16 protein-coding genes are annotated in these 16,967 nt (G+C 69.7%); 7 read left to right on the plus strand and 9 right to left on the minus strand.

The genetic code is table 11. The annotated features are described in order from the left end of the window. Positions 1 to 57: 57 nt before the first annotated feature. Positions 58 to 975 carry an oxygenase MpaB family protein gene (locus ARC20_RS08815; protein ID WP_057646406.1) on the minus strand — a complete coding sequence of 306 codons (918 nt, stop codon included), beginning with the start codon at positions 973 to 975 and terminating at the stop codon, positions 58 to 60. Between the two features lie 229 nt (positions 976 to 1,204). Here ARC20_RS08815 and ARC20_RS08820 point away from each other — a divergent pair, with 229 nt between their 5' ends. Next, entirely contained in the window at positions 1,205 to 1,804 is a 600-nt protein-coding gene (locus tag ARC20_RS08820; RefSeq protein ID WP_057646407.1) for a hypothetical protein, read from the plus strand. A 93-nt stretch (positions 1,805 to 1,897) separates the two neighbouring features. Here ARC20_RS08820 and ARC20_RS08825 read toward each other — a convergent pair whose 3' ends face one another. From ARC20_RS08825 to ARC20_RS08840, 4 genes are all read right to left on the minus strand, one after another. Continuing rightward, the gene (locus tag ARC20_RS08825) at positions 1,898 to 3,508 is read right to left on the minus strand and encodes an APC family permease (protein ID WP_057646408.1); all 1,611 of its coding nucleotides are present in this window, start codon (positions 3,506 to 3,508) and stop codon (positions 1,898 to 1,900) included. A gap of 116 nt (positions 3,509 to 3,624) precedes the next feature. Beyond that, complete coding sequence (locus ARC20_RS08830) at positions 3,625 to 3,981, minus strand: hypothetical protein (RefSeq protein WP_057646409.1); 357 nt, start codon at positions 3,979 to 3,981, stop codon at positions 3,625 to 3,627. A 25-nt stretch (positions 3,982 to 4,006) separates the two neighbouring features. Continuing rightward, positions 4,007 to 4,783, minus strand: coding sequence for a LytR/AlgR family response regulator transcription factor (locus ARC20_RS08835; protein ID WP_081418106.1), 777 nt, complete (start codon positions 4,781 to 4,783; stop codon positions 4,007 to 4,009). Between the two features lie 2 nt (positions 4,784 to 4,785). Beyond that, positions 4,786 to 6,141 carry a histidine kinase gene (locus ARC20_RS08840; protein ID WP_081418107.1) on the minus strand — a complete coding sequence of 452 codons (1,356 nt, stop codon included), beginning with the start codon at positions 6,139 to 6,141 and terminating at the stop codon, positions 4,786 to 4,788. 205 nt (positions 6,142 to 6,346) lie between these two features. Here ARC20_RS08840 and ARC20_RS08845 point away from each other — a divergent pair, with 205 nt between their 5' ends. Then, a complete protein-coding gene (locus ARC20_RS08845; RefSeq protein ID WP_057646411.1) occupies positions 6,347 to 7,549 on the plus strand; it encodes an FAD-dependent oxidoreductase in 1,203 nt (400 codons plus the stop codon). A gap of 12 nt (positions 7,550 to 7,561) precedes the next feature. On the opposite strand, the gene ARC20_RS08850 is transcribed toward ARC20_RS08845, so the two are convergent. Then, positions 7,562 to 7,756: a hypothetical protein gene (locus ARC20_RS08850; RefSeq protein WP_057646412.1), complete on the minus strand. Its 195-nt coding sequence runs from the start codon at positions 7,754 to 7,756 to the stop codon at positions 7,562 to 7,564. 151 nt (positions 7,757 to 7,907) lie between these two features. On the opposite strand from ARC20_RS08850, the gene ARC20_RS08855 reads away from it, so the two are divergent. Beyond that, positions 7,908 to 9,653 (plus strand): SH3 domain-containing protein, encoded by a 1,746-nt coding sequence (locus tag ARC20_RS08855; RefSeq protein WP_057646413.1) that lies wholly within the window; start codon positions 7,908 to 7,910, stop codon positions 9,651 to 9,653. Between the two features lie 5 nt (positions 9,654 to 9,658). Here ARC20_RS08855 and ARC20_RS08860 read toward each other — a convergent pair whose 3' ends face one another. After that, positions 9,659 to 10,018, minus strand: coding sequence for a response regulator (locus tag ARC20_RS08860; RefSeq protein WP_057646414.1), 360 nt, complete (start codon positions 10,016 to 10,018; stop codon positions 9,659 to 9,661). 187 nt (positions 10,019 to 10,205) lie between these two features. Between ARC20_RS08860 and ARC20_RS08865 the strand changes: the two genes are divergently transcribed. From ARC20_RS08865 to ARC20_RS08880, 4 genes are read left to right on the plus strand one after another with little or no spacing between them, the layout of a single operon-like run. Next, positions 10,206 to 13,310, plus strand: coding sequence for a response regulator (locus ARC20_RS08865; protein ID WP_057646415.1), 3,105 nt, complete (start codon positions 10,206 to 10,208; stop codon positions 13,308 to 13,310). Then, positions 13,307 to 14,131: a CheR family methyltransferase gene (locus tag ARC20_RS08870; RefSeq protein ID WP_057646416.1), complete on the plus strand. Its 825-nt coding sequence runs from the start codon at positions 13,307 to 13,309 to the stop codon at positions 14,129 to 14,131. The genes ARC20_RS08865 and ARC20_RS08870 overlap by 4 nt, the downstream gene beginning before the upstream one ends. Continuing rightward, positions 14,128 to 14,712, plus strand: a complete 585-nt coding sequence (locus ARC20_RS08875; protein ID WP_057646417.1) for a chemotaxis protein CheB — start codon at positions 14,128 to 14,130, stop codon at positions 14,710 to 14,712. Before ARC20_RS08870 ends, ARC20_RS08875 begins: the two co-directional genes overlap by 4 nt. Continuing rightward, positions 14,709 to 15,827, plus strand: a complete 1,119-nt coding sequence (locus tag ARC20_RS08880; protein ID WP_057646418.1) for a hybrid sensor histidine kinase/response regulator — start codon at positions 14,709 to 14,711, stop codon at positions 15,825 to 15,827. Before ARC20_RS08875 ends, ARC20_RS08880 begins: the two co-directional genes overlap by 4 nt. A 15-nt stretch (positions 15,828 to 15,842) precedes the next feature. Here the strand turns inward: ARC20_RS08880 and ARC20_RS08885 are convergent, their stop codons facing one another. Continuing rightward, the gene (locus ARC20_RS08885) at positions 15,843 to 16,247 is read right to left on the minus strand and encodes a DUF1801 domain-containing protein (protein ID WP_057646419.1); all 405 of its coding nucleotides are present in this window, start codon (positions 16,245 to 16,247) and stop codon (positions 15,843 to 15,845) included. Between the two features lie 31 nt (positions 16,248 to 16,278). Then, the gene (locus ARC20_RS08890) at positions 16,279 to 16,722 is read right to left on the minus strand and encodes a DUF1801 domain-containing protein (protein WP_057646420.1); all 444 of its coding nucleotides are present in this window, start codon (positions 16,720 to 16,722) and stop codon (positions 16,279 to 16,281) included. Between the last annotated feature and the right edge of the window lie 245 nt (positions 16,723 to 16,967).

Raw genomic sequence — 16,967 nt, forward strand, 5'->3', positions numbered from 1 at the left:
GCCTGGAACGACGAACGGCGGCCAGTGGCCGCCGTTTGTTTTTGCATGCGACGGGGGCTATGGCCAGCGGCCCAGCACTTCCGGTGGCAATCCCATCCGCCGGCACGCCCGCGGCGCCAGCCCATCCGGCAACGCCGCGCGAAACAGCGGCGCCATGCCGCGCATCATCCGCGCCGCGGCGCGGTCACGCGCCCGTTGCCACGCCGTGCGCCCCAGCCGCGCGCACGCCCAATCGGGCAACAACGCCGCGCCGGCACGCAGGAACACGTCGCGCGACAACCCCGCCGCCGGTACCGGCAGCCGCGCGCGCCCCAGGACCCCCAGCACTTCCCAGGTGCGCGCATCCACCCGCAATTGCGTCTGCACGCGCGCGAAATACGTTGCCACCCCCGCTTCGCTTTCCGGCACGTCCACCGCGCCCAGCGCCTCGGCCACGCGGCGCACTTCCTCGTAGTACCGGTCGGCGATGGTGGGCGGCACCTCTCGCCCGTAGCGCCGGCATCCTTCCAGGAAACCGTAGGCCTCGGTGACGTGCACCCACGTCAGCAGTTCCGGATCGTCGGCGCGGTAGGGCACACCGTCCGCGGTCTGCCCGCCGATGCGCGCATGGATGGCCCGCACGCGGGCGATGAGCTTGTCCGCCTCGCCGCGCGGCGCATAGGTCGTGCCGGCGACGAACGCTGTGGTGCGGCGCAGCCGCCCGACCAGGTCGTCGCGGAAGTTGGAGTGGTCGTACACCGCCGCCAGCGCGCGCGGGTGCAGGGTCTGCAGCATCAGCGCGCACAGCCCGCCGGCCAGCATGCCGGGGAACTCGGCATGGACGCGCCAGGTGACGCTGCCGGGGCCGAACAGCCCCGGATCGCCCGCCGGCAGGTCGTACTCGATGCCGCTCTCCCCGCGCGGAAAGGCACCCAGGACCCAGCGGCGGATCTGCGCGGCAGCCGGCGCGGACAGCGTTTTGAACATCGCGGACATGGACGCGATCGTAACGCGCTCACGCCATGCCGACCCCGCCTTTGGATACTGGAAACGTCGCCAGACGCAGCGCGCCCGCCGCCCCACGGGACGGCATGTGCGGTCGCAGCAAGGCGGCAACGGCCCGGCACCCCATTGCCAAGCGCGGTGGAAGTGCTAGAAATAAGGCGCCTGAAGATCCGCCAGTGCCGCAAGCCGTTCGTACCAGCCAACTGTTCGGGAGCTCGTCATGATCGCTTTGTTCAAGGGTTTGGGTTTGTTGCTGGATGACAACGCGCTGCATCGCGAGCCGTTCGAAGTACAGGTCGCGCATTGGCGCGACAAGACCGACAAGCAGATCGACGAGGAAGTCGAACTGCTCACCGTCGCCAAGAAGCAGTGGGTGATCGCCTCGATCATCGGCTGGCAGGCGATCTCGCTGATGCTGCTGGGCGTCATCGCCCACCAGCTGTGGCAGCACGACTACCACGTCACATTCAGCCGCGTGGTGATCGTGTTCACCTCGTGGGTCTCGATCCTGTTCGTGATGTGGTACATCGCCGACCTGTTCGACCACAGCGCCGGCTTCGAGCGCTGGCTGCGCGCCTTCAACAGCCGCGCGCGCCTGGCGCCGGACGCCGACACCGTCGAATGCGTGGCCGACGCGCTGGAGATGGCGCGCCGCTACCCGGAAGTGCTGCGCTACAAGCAGGAAGTCACCAACCACCGCGAGATGCGCCACGAGGACATCGTGATCATGCGCGAGATGGGCCACCTGCGGCAGTACTCGGAAATCGTGCGCGAGCTGGATCGCTACGACGGCGCGCCGAAGCTGGTCGTCAACGGCTGACGGCAGCGGAGCGGCTCCCGCCGCGAACCACGGATCCAGAACGCAGGACGGGGGCTTTCGCCCCCGTTCTGCTTATCGCGTGACCGCCACCGATCAATGCACCGCGGCAGCCGCCTGCTCCACCGACGGCGTGCGCCAGCCGCTGCGCACGCCCCACACGTAGAACACCAGGCCGACCGCGGCCACCACGGCCAGGTCCACGCCATACGGCAGGTAGCCATGGCCGCCGAACGTGGTGCTGCCCGCCCACGACAGCAGCGCCACCACCGGCAGGTAGACGATCATCCACCACGCGCCCTTGAGCTGGCGGCCGAAATCGTGCCAGCGCGCCTTCGCCTGGTAGTACGCATACACCGGCAGCGCCACGCCCATCAGCAGGATGATCTCGCCGGTCAGCGGCCAGCGCGCCCAGTACAGCAGCTCGGTGGCCATCACGAACGCCACCGCCGCCATCACCGGCAGCGCGAACACGCGCAGCGGGCGGTGGAATTCCGGGGCGGTACGGCGCAGCGACATCACGCTGACCGGGCCGGTGAGGTAGGAAATGATCGTCGCCACCGAGATCACCGCCGCCAGCGTGCCCCAGCCGCGGAAGAAGAACAGGAACAGGTAGGACACGGCGAGGTTGAAGATCATCGCCGGGCGCGGCACGCCCCAGTGCGCGTGCACCTGGCCGAGGATCTTCGGCATCGTGCCGTTCTTCTCCATGCCGTAGATCATGCGCGCGGTGGTGGCGGTGTAGGTGATGCCGGTGCCCGAGGGGCTGATGAAGGCATCCACGTACAGCAGGATCGCCAGCCAGTGCAGGTTGACGATGATGGCCAGTTCGGCGAACGGCGAGCGGAAGTCGATGCCGTGCCAGCCGGCCTTGGCCAGCAGGTCCGGCGGCACCGCGCCGATGTAGGCCACCTGCAGGATCACGTACACCACCGTGGCCAGCGCGATGGAGCCCAGCACCGCGAACGGGATGCTGCGGCCGGGGTTGCGCGCCTCGCCGGCCAGGTTCACCGGGCTCTGGAAGCCGTTGAAGCTGAAGACGATGCCGGCGGTGGCCACGGCGGTGAGCACGGCGGCGAAGTCGATGACATGCGCATCGCCATGCACGCCGACGGAGAAGTTCTCGCCATGGAAGCCGCTGGCGATCAGCGCCAGGCCGGTCGCCGCCGGCACCACCAGCTTGAACACGGTGATGGCGGTGTTGGAGCGCGCGAACAGCTTCACGCTCCAGAAGTTGAGCAGGAAGTACACCAGCACCAGCACCGCGGCGATCAGCAGGCCCGGCACGGTGAGCTCGCCGGCGCCACCGGGGTGGGACACGTAGAGGTTCTGCGCCCACTGCCACGGCCAGGAGGCCATGTACTGCACCGAGGCCTCGGCCTCGACCGGGATCACCGAGACGATGGCGATCCAGTTCGCCCAGCCGGCGATGAAGCCGACCAGCGAGCCGTGCGAGTAGTGGCTGTAGCGCACCATGCCGCCCGATTCGGGGAACATCGCGCCCAGTTCGGCGTAGGCCAGCGCGATGGTGGTGATGATCGCCGCGCCCAGCACCCAGGCCCATACCGCGCCGGGGCCGGCCAGGCCGGCCGCGCGCCAGGCGCCGAACAGCCAGCCGGAGCCGATGATCGAGCCCAGGCCGGTGAGCATGAGGGCGAAGGGTCCGACTTCGCGGCGGAGCGCGGTGGGGTGCTGCGGAACGGTCATGGGCGATCGGCGGGACGGCAAAGAATCGCGCATGATCGCAGATGCAGGGGGGCCGAGTCATAGCGCAGCGCGCCATGAGCCTGCACGCACCAAGCCGGTGCAGCGGATGAACCGCTTCAGCTGCGCGCGCAGCCCTCGCCCGGCGCCTTGCCGTCCACGCACTGGCCGAAGCCCTTCGGCAGGCCCTTCACCTGCCAGGTCTGGCCGGGCCGCAGGTCCAGCCGCTGCAGGGTCTCGCGCGGGCAGGGGCCGGCTTGCCCGGCCACGCAATGCTCCACGAACACGAGGTAGTGGCAGTGGCCGGTGGTGCTGGCCAGGCAATGGAAGTCGGCCACTCCGTCGCGGCTTTCGGTCTTGCTGAAAAGGGTGTCGTGGCCATCGGTGGTGGCGCGGGTGATCGAGGTCACGCCCGCGCGTTGGTGGCAGCCGGACAGCGCCACCAGGCAATAGACGATCGCGGCAACGATACGCATGGCGCTTCCTCCTCCCCGGCCGCGGCTACATGCCGCGGAATAGGGTCATGAACGGCTGGCTGACGGTGAGCATTTCCGGGCGGTTCTTCAGCCGCAGCTTGCCCTTGCCGGTGTCGTCGCGGATCACCGAGGCCACGGCCTTCATGTTGACGATGGTGGAGCGGTGGATCTGCTTGAACGCCACCGGGTCCAGCACGTCGAGCAATTCGCGCAGCGAGGTGCGCAGCACCGACTCGCCATCGGCGGTCATCACCACGGTGTATTTGTGGTCGGCCTGGAAGTACGCCACTTCGTCGAGCTGGATCAGCCGCGTCTCGCGGCCGCTGCTGGCGGTGATCCAGGCCATCGGCGGACGCTCGCCCGGCTGCCCCGGCCGCGCCGACAGGCGCGCCAGCAGGGCGTCGAGCACGTCGGTGTCCGGCTGCCCGGCCGCCAGCCGCGACTGCACGCGCTGCACGGTGGCGGCGAGTCGCTCGCGCGAGATCGGCTTGAGCAGGTAGTCGATGGCGCCCTGCTCGAAGGCATCGATGGCGTACTGGTCGTAAGCGGTGACGAACACGACCTGGGAGCGCGGGCTGGCTTCGGCCATCGCGCGGGCCACCTCGATGCCGGTCAGGCCCGGCATGCGGATGTCCAGGAACACCACGTCCGGCTGCAGCTCGGCGATGCTCTCCAGCGCGCTGGCGCCGTCCTCGCATTCGCCCACCACCTCCAGCGTCGGCCACACCTCGGCCAGCAGGCCCAGCAGGGATTGCCTCAGCAGCGCCTCGTCCTCGGCCACCACCGCGCGCACGGCATGCAGGTTCATGCGGCACCCCCGGTGGACGGCGTGGCGCCGGGCAGCGGCGGCGGCGTGGCGGTCCGCTGCGCGCCGTCGCGCGCGCCGGGCGCCGGGGTTTCCGGCGACACCCACGGCGGCGGCGTGCGCGTGGGCGCGTAGCGCAGCGGCACGCTGATCGTGGCGGCCACGCCGGCGGGGAAGTTGGAGACGATGGCGAACGACGCCGCGTCGCCGTAGGTCAGGCGCAGGCGCTCGCGCAGGTTGCGCAGGCCAACGCCGGTGCCGCGGCTGTGCTCGTTGAAGCCCTGGCCGTCGTCGGCGACGGTGAGCGTGGCGTGGTCCTCGAAGGTGCGCGCCAGGATCCAGATCGTGCCGCCGCCGGGCTTGGGCTCCAGGCCGTGCTTGATCGCATTCTCCACCAGCGTCTGCAGCATCATCGAGGGCAGCTGCAGGCTGCGCAGTTCGAACGCCACCTCCACCTGCATCGCCAGCCGCGCGCCCATGCGGATGCGCAGGATCTCCAGGTAGGCCTGGGTGCGCTCCAGCTCCTCGCCCAGGGTGGACATCGCATCGTCGGCGCTGGGCAGCGAGCGGCGCAGGTACTGGATCAGGTGGCCGATCATCTGGTCGGCGCGCGGCGGGTCGGTGCGGGTGAGCACCTGCGCGCTGGCCAGCGTGTTGTAGAGGAAGTGCGGTTCGACCTGCGCGTGCAGCAGGTTCAGGCGCGCCACCGCCAGCTCCTTCTCGGTCTCGGACTGCACCGCCGCGGCCTGCTCGTCGCGGCGCTGGTCGGACACGCGGTTGGTGATCGAGCGCGTCACCGCTTCGGCGTTCTCGTAGTTGCTGCCCTCGTCCACCACCAGCAGGTCGACCCACGCGCCGGCATCCGGCTCGCACAGCAGGGTCACGCTGCTCACGCCGGTGGCCGGGGTCAGCGTGGCCAGGATCTGGTTGCGCTTGATCGCAAAGCGCGCGAACACGTTCCAGCGCGAGACCTGGTCATCGTCGCGCGCATCGAGCCGGCGCACCTTGGCGCGGATCTGCAGGCTGCTGGGAGAGCTTTCGATGTCCTCCACGCGCGGCAGCTGGCGGATCGCGCTTTCCACCACGGCGAAGGCGGTCTTGCCGTCCAGCGGCACTTCGATCTGCCGGCGCTGGCGGCTGCTGAGGGTGTCGTGGTCGAGCCGGCCGGCGAGCAGCTTCACCCGGCGCAGGTGGGTGAGGGCGCTGGTCATCACGATCGCCAGCGTGGCGAAGGTGATCAGCGTGTAGAGGGTGCCGGTATGGCCGAACAGTTCGCCCCAGACGTTGGCGACGACGATCAGCAGGATCATCCAGATGAACAGCAGGCGCGCGATCAGGAACAGGCTGGCGGACACGGGGACGGACTCGAGGTTTTCAGTGCGGCCGAGCATAGACCGCCCCGGCGGGCTTGGGGATGCGCCCGCGACGGGGCGGCCGGCCTGCCGACGAAAGCCCGGATCGGCGCCGCGAATCCGGGACGGCGTCCCAATCCGGCGCCTTGCCCGCGCCGCGGGCCGCCCGCGCCCGCTATGCTCCGGCCACGTTCGAGAAGGGATGCCCATGCAACGACGCCAGTTCCTGCGCGGCACCGGTGCCGCCGTCGCGCTCGCTTCGACCGGCGCCTTCGCCGCCGCCCCGCCGCGCGGACCAGCCGTGCCGCCGGCCCCGGCCGATGCCATCGCCGACCACTTCGCCCCGCCGCGCGCCCTGGCGCCGATCCGCGCCAGCGCCGACCGCATCATCGCGTTGAGCGTGTGCACGCGGCCGTTCCGCCCGCAGGGACCGCGCATCGAGGCCGAGCGTATCGGCCGCAAGACCATCGTGCACAACTATGGCCATGGCGGCAGCGGCTGGTCGCTGTCCTGGGGCTCGGCCGAGCTGGCGGTGCGCCTGGCCCAGGCGCAACCCGGCGAGGAGGTGGCGGTGATCGGCTGCGGCGCGATCGGCCTGACCACCGCGCTGGTGGCCCAGCGCGCGGGCTTGCGCGTGCGCATCTACGCCAAGGACCGCTTGCCGGACGTGCGCTCGTTCTATGCGACCGGCGTGTGGTCGCCGGATTCGCGCGTGATCGCCCAGGCGCACACCACGCCCGAGTTCGAAAAGCGCTGGGAAACCATGGCGCGTACCTCCTTCCATCGCTTCCAGACCCTGCTCGGCCTGCCGGGCGAGCCGGTGGAATGGCGCGACGGCTATTTCCTTTCCGACGTCCCGTTCGACCAGCCGGCCGGCCCGGACAGCGAAAGCCGCGAGCCCGAATACCCCGACCTCGAACGCCGGCTGCTCGCCGACCTGCACCCGGGCGCGCGCCAGCTGATGCCCGGCGAGCATCCGTTCCCGGTGCCGTACGCGCGGCGCTATACGCAGATGACCTTCAACATCACCGCCTATTCGCGGCTGCTGATGGACGACTTCCTCGCCAACGGCGGCACGCTGCATACGCGCGAGTTCGAGAGCCCGCGACAGTTCGCCGACCTGCGCGAGAAGGTGGTCTTCAATGCCACCGGCTACGGCGCGCGGGCGCTGCTGGGCGATGACAGCATCGTGCCGGTGCGCGGGCAGACCGCGCGCCTGGTGCCGCAGCCGGAGGTGGACTACTCGCTGTTCTGGCGCGGGCACAACCTCAACGTGATTCCCCGTCGCGACGGCATCCTGGTGCAGGCGCAGCGCGATGACGACTACGACAACCCGGACATCACGCCGGACCGCGCGTTGTCGGAGCAGGCCGTGGCGCAGCTGGCGAAGTTGTTCGGTACGGCGGGCTGAGGGCCGCCAGCCTCAACGCCCCTGCACCGAAGCCTGCAGCGCCGCCGCCAGCGCGGCATCGCCATTGAGCAGGTCCACCCACGCCAGGGCCACGCCCTTGCGGTGGCCCTTCTCCACCAGCTTCAACCCTTCAGGATCCACGGTAAGCGTGTAGGCACGCCCTTCCACCTGCAGTTCGCGGCGCAGCGGCTTGTCCAGCGGCGTCATCACGCATTCCTCCGAAGACCCGCCGCCAACCTGCCGCAGCGGGGGTGATTCCCGCGTCAGCGCTGTCCGCCCCTCCCGCCCATCGGCGTTGTCCCCGATGTGGCCGGCCATACAGCGCAGGAAGCCACCCGTCCCTCCAGGGAGCCGTGTCATGCCGAACCGGGAAGACATCGCGTGGTTCAAGCAGACGTTCGCCACGCGCCTGCAGGCCGCCCTCGCGGGCACGCCTTTCAGCCTCGACTTCCTCGTCGCCCTCGCCTGCCAGGAAACCGGCGAGGTGTGGCCGCTGCTGCGCCGTGCCGGCCTGCCGGAAGCGAAGATCCTCGCGCTGTGCGTGGGCGATACGCTCGACGCCAGCGCCGGCCGCGGCGCGTTCCCCCGCACCCGCGCCGAACTGGAAGCCGCGCCGCAGGGGCCGCAGATGTTCCAGATTGCGCGGCAGGCGCTGGTGGAGATGGCGCAGTACGTTCCAGAGTACCGCCCGCCGGCGAAGAAGCCCGACAAGTTCTGCCACGGCTTCGGCCTGTTCCAGCGCGACCTGCAGTTCTTCAAGACCGATCCGCAGTATTTCCTGCAGCAACGCTATGCCCAATTCCAGGACACCCTCGCCCATGCGCTGCAGGAACTGGTGGACAAGCGCAAGCGCATCGGCCTGGATCATGTCGACCCGCTCAGCGTGCTCGACATGGTCGCCATCGCCATCGCCTACAACACCGGCCGCTACGATCCGCGCAAGGGGCTCAAGCAGGGCTATCGGCCACCCGGCGGCAAGTACTACGGCGAATCGGTGTTCGACTACCTGCGCCTGAGCGAGACCGTCGCCGGCGGCGGCGCACCGGCGTTGATTCCCGCCGCCGCGCCCGGCGAAGCCATCGTGCCGCCGCCCTCGCCGGTCACCGCGACCGGGGCGATCCTGCGCGTGGACACGCGCGTGTCCACGCTCTACCTGCGCAGCGCGCCGAAGATCAGCACGCCCACCCGCGCCAATGTCGTCGGCGAACTGCCCGACGGCCAGCCGGTTCGCGCACTGGACGACACGCCGGTCAACGGCTTCCTCGCCGTCGAAACCAGCCTGGCCGGCGCGCTGCTGCGCGGCTGGGCCGCCACCCGCTACCTGGTGCCGGCGCCGGACCTGCACGAGATCCCCGTGCTGCCCCCGCCACCGGCCACCACCACCGCGCCGGGTGCCGCCGATACCCGCACCGTGCCGAGTGGCCCCATTCCCGCCGTGTGGATGCCGCGCGCGGGCAACAGCATCACCCGCCGCACCGCGCCGGCGGACGCGCACTCGCTCAACGAAACCGGGCAGCCCGGCCGCCAGGGCACCACGCCGGAGGATCTGCGCAAGGAGATCGCGGCGATCATCGCCTGGCTCGACAGCGAGAATCCCGCCTACAAGCGCTACCAGCCGCGCAACGGGCTGACCTTCTGCAACATCTACACCCACGACTTCTGCCACCTTGCCGGCGCCTACCTGCCGCGCGTGTGGTGGTCCTCGCCGGCCCTGCTGAAATGGCAACAAGGTCAGACGGTGCAGCCGCTGATCGGCGACACGTTGCGCGAGATGCGCGCCAATGACCTGTTCCGCTGGCTACGCGATTTCGGCGCGGATTTCGGCTGGCGCCAGACCGGCACGCTGGACAAGCTGCAGCTGGCCGCCAACCAGGGCGCGCTTGGCCTGATCGTGGCGCGGCGCAAGGAGGATGGCCGCTCCGGCCATATCGTGATGGTGGTGCCGGAAACCGATGCGCAACGTGCGCGGCGCGACGCCGCCGGCAGCGTCACCGCGCCGCTGCAGAGCCAGGCAGGCGCCAGCAACTTCCGCTACGGCACCGGGCAAGGCGCGTGGTGGAACCGCGAGACCTTTGCCGAGTTTGCCTTCTGGATCCACGCCTGAAGGTTTCAGGCGCGGGGCTGGATCAGTTCCATGAACTGGTTGAGGCGGAACGGCTTCTGCAGGAACAGCGTGCCGGCCGGCAGCGGCGCGAGCTGGAAGCGCGGATGCCCGGAGGCGAGGATCACCGTGGCTTCCGGCAAGGTGCGCTGCACGTAGCTGGCCAGGTCCGCGCCGCTGAGCGTGCCGGGCATGTGGATGTCGCTGAAAAGCACGTCGCAGCGATAGCCCTCGCGCAACAGCGCCATCGCCGCATTGGCCGTCTCGGCGGTGCGTACTTCCGCGCCCGCGCCCTGGATCACGTCGGCGAGCAGCTCGCGCAGGTCCTCCTGGTCCTCGACCAGCAGCACCCGGATGGGCGTGCTCATCGGCCTTGCCCGGCGCGTGCCGGTGCCTGTCGATCGTCGTGCATGGTGCCCCCCTGGACGGAAAAACGCAGAAGGATTCCGATCGCCGCGTGAAGGCCGCGTGGAGGCCGTGCCTCCCGGCCCGGGCTGCGCGGCAGCCGGGATCGTTCGGTTAGTATCGCGTGTTTTCCGCATCGGAACAGGGACCATGAAACAAGCCACCGGCCGCGATACGGCGATCGGCGCGACAGCATGTGCGCTCGCCCTGGCCACCATCGGTCTGGAATCGATCACGCCGCTCGGCTACGCGGTGTGGCTGCTGTATTTCATGGCCGTGGCCGTCACGGTCTTCCAGAACCGCACCTCGTTGCCGCTGGCGATGGCCGTGCTCTCGTGCGTCCTGCTGGTGGTGGGCTACAACATCGCCCCGTCGAGCACCAACTCGGCGTTCTCCTTCGTCAACCGCAGCATCGGTGGCACCTGCTTCCTGCTCACCGCCTTCGTGGTGATGCAGGCCATCCGCGCGCGCCGCCAGGCCGAGCGCTCGCTGTGGCTGCAGGAAGGCGAAAACGGCGTGGCGCTGAGCCTGCAGGGCGAACAGGCGCCGCACGAACTGGCGCAGTCCGCGCTCGGCGTGCTGTGCGCCTATGCCGGCGCGCAGGTCGGTGCGCTGTACCGGCTGGAAGGCGAGCGCCTGCTGCTGTCCGGCGGCGTGGCGTTGTCGCCGCAGGTCCCGCGCGAACTCTCCGCACGCGAAGGGCAGCTGGGCGAAACGCTGCGCATGGCCACCGCGCGCCGCATCCATGGCGTGGACGCTTCGCACCTGCCGATCACCTCCGCATTGGGCCGCAGCGCGCCGAACGAGCTGCTGATGGCACCGATCAGCGTGGACGGCAAGCTGGTGGGCGTGCTGGAAATCGGCCGCGTCGCCGGCGCCAGGCATGATGGCAGCGCGCTGGAACTGCTCGGCCGCTGCGGCGAGACCATCGGCGTGGCGCTGCGCACCGCGCTGCTGCGCGCCGAGCTGCTCGAACTGCTGGAAGAAACGCAGCGCCAGGGCGAGGAGCTGCAGGCCCAGCAGGAAGAACTGCGCGTGGCCAATGAGGAACTGGAAGAGCAGAGCCGCAGCCTGCAGCACTCGCAGGTCAACCTCGAACAGCAGCAGGCCGAGCTGGAACAGACCAACGTGCAGCTGGAAGAGCGCACGCACGAGCTGGAATCGCAGCGCCAGCACCTGCTCGTGGCGCAGGCCGACCTGGTGCGCAGCGGCGCGGAGCTGGCGAGCGCCTCGCGCTACAAGTCCGAGTTCCTGGCCAACATGTCGCACGAGCTCCGCACGCCGCTGAACAGCTCGCTGATCCTGGCCAAGCTGCTGGCCGACAACCGCGACGGCACGCTCACCGCCGAGCAGGTGAAGTACGCGCAGGCGATCCACTCGTCGAACAACGACCTGCTGGCGCTGATCAACGACATCCTCGATCTCTCCAAGATCGAGGCCGGCCACGTCGAGCTGGCCGACGACACGCTGGCCACCGATACCCTGCTGGCGCGCCTGCGCGACACCTTCGAACCGCTCGCGCGGCAGAAGGGCCTGCAGCTGGACATCGGCAGCGATGCTGGCGCGCCCGCACACTTCGTCGCCGACGGCCAGCGCCTGCAGCAGATCCTGAAGAACCTGCTGGCCAACGCGCTGAAGTTCACCGAACACGGCAGCGTCTCGCTGCGCGTGCAGGCGCATGGCCCGCGCCGCCTGCGCTTCGTGGTCAACGACACCGGCATCGGCATCGCGCGCGACCAGACCGAGGTGATCTTCGAGGCCTTCCGCCAGGCCGATGGCAGCACGCGTCGCCGCTTCGGCGGCACCGGCCTGGGCCTGTCGATCTCGCGCGACCTGGCCCTGCGCATGGGCGGCGGCATCACCGTGCAGAGCGAACCGGGCCGCGGCAGCTGCTTCACCCTGGAGCTGCCGGCCGACGGCGCGCCGGCCGACGCAGCGCAGGCCCCCCTGCCGCCGCCGGTGCAGGCGCGCGTGGAAAGCGCGATGCAGGAGATCGCCGCGCGCGTGGAAGCGGTGGCGCCGGTGGCGGCCGCGCTCGCGCCGGCCAGCGTCGATGACGACCGTGGCCAGCGGCGGCGCCCGGGCCGTTTGATCCTCGTGGTCGAGGACGATGTCGAGTTCGCCCGCGCCCTGGTCAACCTGGCCCATGAGCTGGATTTCGACTGCGTGGTCGCCGGCACCGCCGAGGAAGCCCTGGCGCTGGCCGTCGAGCTGCGTCCCAGCGGCATCCTGCTCGACATCGGCCTGCCCGACGTCTCCGGCCTGAGCGTGCTCGAACGCCTCAAGCGCGACCCGGCCACCCGCCACATCCCCGTGCACGTCGTCTCGGCGCTTGAACGCAGCCAGGTGGCGATGGAGCTGGGCGCGGTCGGCTACCTCATCAAGCCGGCCACGCGCGAGCGGCTGGCCAGCGCCATCGCGCAGCTGGAAGAAACCAGCGCCCGCGCGGTGCGCCGCCTGCTCATCGTCGAGGACGACGAAGACCTGCGGCAGAACCTGCAGCGCCTGCTGGCGCGCGAGCAGCTGGAGATCGTCGGCGTGGGCACCATCGCCGAGGCGATCGACCAGCTGGTGGGCACGCCGTTCGACTGCATGATCACCGACCTGGCGCTGCCCGACGGCAGCGGCTACGACCTGCTCGAGCGCATGGCCGGCCACGATGCCGTCGCCTTCCCGCCGGTGATCGTCTACACCGGCCGCGCGCTCACCCGCGACGAGGAACAGCGCCTGCGCCGTTATTCCAAGAGCATCATCATCAAGGGCGCGCGTTCGCCCGAGCGCCTGCTCGACGAAGTGACGCTGTTCCTGCACAGCGTGGAGGCCTCGCTGCCCACCGACCAGCAGCGCCTGCTGCGCGAAGCACGCCGCCGCGACGCCGTGCTCGATGGCCGCACCGTGCTGCTGGCCGAGGACGACGTGCGCAACATCTTCGCCCTCTCCAGCGTGCTCGAACCACTCGGCGTGAAGCTGGAGATCGCGCGCAACGGCCGCGAGGCGCTGGAGCGCCTGGCCGAACGCGACGTCGACCTGGTGCTGATGGACATCATGATGCCGGAGATGGACGGCCTGGCCGCGATGCGCGAGATCCGCCGCAAGCCGGAATGGCAGAGCCTGCCGGTGATCGCGCTGACCGCCAAGGCGATGGCCGACGACCGCGAGCACTGCCTGGCCGCCGGCGCCAACGACTACATCGCCAAGCCCATCGACGTGGACAAGCTGGTCTCGCTGTGCCGCGTGTGGTGCGCCCGGCAATGAGCGAAAGCGCGTTGTTCGACCTGGAACTGGGGGTCCTGCTGGAAGCGGTGTATCGCCGCTACCACTACGACTTCCGCCAGTACGCGGTGTCCTCGCTGCGCCGCCGCGTGCGCCAGGCGATGGGCCGCTTCGACTGCCCGCGCGTGGCCGACCTGCAGCACCGCCTACTGCACGAGCCGGACCTGTTCGCGCAGGCGATGCAGTACTTCACCGTGCAGGTCTCGGAGATGTTCCGTGACCCGGACTACTTCCGCGTCCTGCGCGAGCAGGTGGTGCCGGTGCTGCGCACGTATCCCTCGAGCAAGATCTGGGTGGCCGGCTGCAGCACCGGCGAGGAAGTGTGGTCGCTGGCGATCCTGCTGCACGAGGAAGGCCTGCTCGACCGCACGCTGATCTACGCCACCGACATCAACCCCGAGGCCCTGGCCGCCGCCGAAGCCGGCGTCTACGACATCTCGCGCATGGCGCAGTTCAGCCGCAGCTACCACCTGGCCGGCGGCCGCGCCTCGCTTTCGGATTACTACAGCACCGCCTACAACGGCGCGCTGTTCGACCGCCGCCTCAAGCGCCAGGTCGTGTTCGCCGACCACAGCCTGGCCACGGACAACGTGTTTTCCGAAGTCCACCTGGTCTCGTGCCGCAACGTGCTGATCTACTTCAACCGCGGCCTGCAGGACCGCGCGGTCGGCCTGTTCAGCGAAGCGCTGGTGCACCGCGGCTTCCTGGGGCTGGGCAGCAAGGAAAGCCTGCAGTTCGGCGCGCACGCCGGGTCGTTCGAATCCTGCGCGCGCGAACAGCGCCTGTACCGGAAGCTGGCATGAGCGCCTCGGCCCTGGCCCGCCACTTCGATGCCATCGTCATCGGCGCCTCCGCCGGCGGCGTGGCTGCGTTGCGCGACGTGCTCGGCGCCCTGCCCGCGGACCTGCCGGTGCCGGTGCTGATCGTGATCCACCTGCCGCGCGACCGGCCCAGCAGCATCAGCGAGGTGCTCGACGGCGACTGCGCCCTGCCCGTGCGCGAGGCCATCGACAAACAGCCCCTGCTGCCCGGCACGGTCACCTTTGCCCCGCCGGATTACCACCTGCTGGTCGAGGACCGCGACACGCTCGCGCTTTCCGTGGACGAGCCGGTGCTATTCTCGCGGCCGGCGATCGATCCGCTGTTCGAGAGCGCCGCGGACACTTTCGGCGAACGCCTGCTGGCCGTGCTGCTCACCGGCGCCAGCAGCGACGGCAGCCAGGGCGTGGCCGCGGTGCGCGAGCACGGCGGCACCGCCTGGATCCAGCAGCCGGCCGACGCCGTGGCCCCGCTGATGCCGGCCTCGGCCCTGGCCCATGCCGGTGCCGATGCGGTGCTGACCCTGGACGCCCTGTGCCAACGACTGGCGGAGTTCCACCCATGAACCTGGTTGCCCCCACGCTGCCACCCGATGCCACCGAGACCGTCAATGTCCTGGTGGTGGATGACGTCGCGGAAAACCTGATCGCAATGGAAGCGCTGCTGCGCCGCGACGGCGTGCGCGTGCTGTGCGCGCGCTCGGGCGCCGAGGCGCTGGAACTGCTGCTGCAGCACGAAGTGGCCGTGGCGCTGCTCGACGTGCACATGCCGGAGATGGACGGCTTCTCGCTGGCCGAGCTGATGCGCGGCGCCGCGCGCAGCCGCGAAGTGCCGATCATCTTCCTCACCGCTTCCCCAAGCGACCCGATGCGCTCGTTCCAGGGCTATGGCGCCGGCGCGGTGGATTTCCTGCACAAGCCGATCGAGCCGCACGTCATCCTCGGCAAGATCAACGTTTTCATCGAGCTCTACCAGCAGCGCCGGCTGCTGAAGCTGCGCAACGAATCGCTGGAACGCGCGCTCAAGCTCAACGAAACCATGATGGCCGTGCTCACCCACGACCTGCGCACGCCGCTGTCGGTGGTGCTGCTGTGCGCCGAGAAACTGGCCATGCAGCTGCCGCCGGAGGCCCCGGTGCAGCGCACGCTCGGCCAGATGGAGAGCAGCGGCCTGCGCATGGCGCGCATGGTGGAGCAGCTGCTGGACTTCTCGCGCATCCGCACCGGCGGCATCGCGGTGCAGCCGGGCCCGTGCCATTGCGGCGAGGTGGTGCAAGCGGTGCTGGAGGAAGCGCGCGGCCTGCACGCCGACGCGGTGCTGGACGTGCAGGTCGAAGGCGACCTGATGGTGCATGCCGACGCCGACCGCATCTCGCAGATCGTCTCCAACCTGGTGGGCAACGCGCTGATCCATGGCGGCGGCGCCCCGGTGCGCATCGAGATCGACGGACGCGAAGGCGCGCGCGTGTGGCTGCGGGTGAGCAACCGCGGGCGGATCGACGAAGACCTGTTGCCGCGCCTGTTCGAGCCGTTCAAGACGCGCTTCCACGCCAGCCACGGCCTGGGGCTGGGCCTGTTCATCGCCCACCAGTTCGTGCTGGCGCATGGCGGCGAGTTGACCGCCGCCAATGTCGAGGACGAAGTGCGCTTCGAGATGCGCCTGCCGCGCCGGGGCGTCTGACCTCGCCGCGGGGGCTCAGCGCTTCTTCTGGTTGGCGGCCACGGCCGCCTTGATGAGCGCCTTGAAGGCGGCCTCGTCGAGCTTGTCGCCGGCGAAGATGTCCAGCGCGCGGCGCGTATTGCCGTCCAGGCTCGAATTGAACAGGCCCTTGGGATCGGCGAGCTTCGCGCCCTTGGCGAAGGTCAGCTTGATCTTGTCCTTGTAGCTTTCGCCGGTGCACAGGATGCCGTCGTGCGACCACACCGGCGTGCCGCGCCATTTGATCTCCTCCACCACCTGCGGGTCGGCGGCGTGGATGAGCGCGCGCACCCTGGCCAGTGCCTCGCCGCGCCAGTCGCCCAACTCGGCGATGCGGGCATCGATGCGCTGCGGCGCATCGGCCTGGGAATCATCTTCTGACTGCACGGGCTTGGGGCTCATGTCGATCCTGGCATCGGCGGTGGCGCAGACATTACATCGTCTCGCCGGGCAATTGGCTGGCCTGCTTCACCCAATCGCCAAACCGCGCCGGGTCGATGGCATCGCCTTCATGGACATGGAAGTAGCACACCCCGGCCTGCCGCGATGTTTCCGGCGGCGGCGGATCCAAGGCTGCGCCGCGAAAGAACGCGACTTTCACGTAGCGCGCGAAGCAATGAAAACCGAGGAACCAGCCCTCCCCGTCGGGCGCGCCATAGAAGGGCGAATTCCACTTCACCGCCTTGCGCACGCCAGGCACCGCCTGACTGATCAGCGCATCGAGCTCGCGCCCCACCGTCTGCTTCCAGCCCGGCATCGCCGCGATATACGCCTGCACGGGCGCATCGCCCTCGCCCTTGGGAATCTGCGGATTGCCACCCGACAACAGCTTGGGCGATGCAGACGGCAAGACATCCGGTGAACGCTTTGCAGGCATGCGAGCGCTCCATCAGCAAGGGAAACCAATCTAGCGCAGAAGCCCTCCGCTTTTGTCATCCGGTCGAGGTAAACCGTGGGGTCTGCGGGGGCGGGGCCTTTTCGGGACCGTTGGCGACATGGATGTCGCCATCGAGCCCCCATGGATGGGTTTACGGCGTGTCCCGAAAAGGCCCCAGCCCCCCGGGCCGTGCAGCCACCGCCAACAGCCCAAACCTGACTCTTATACACACTTGACGCTGCCGA

The sequence above is a fragment of the Stenotrophomonas panacihumi genome, assembly GCF_001431645.1.
GTDB classification, from domain to species: domain Bacteria; phylum Pseudomonadota; class Gammaproteobacteria; order Xanthomonadales; family Xanthomonadaceae; genus Stenotrophomonas_A; species Stenotrophomonas_A panacihumi.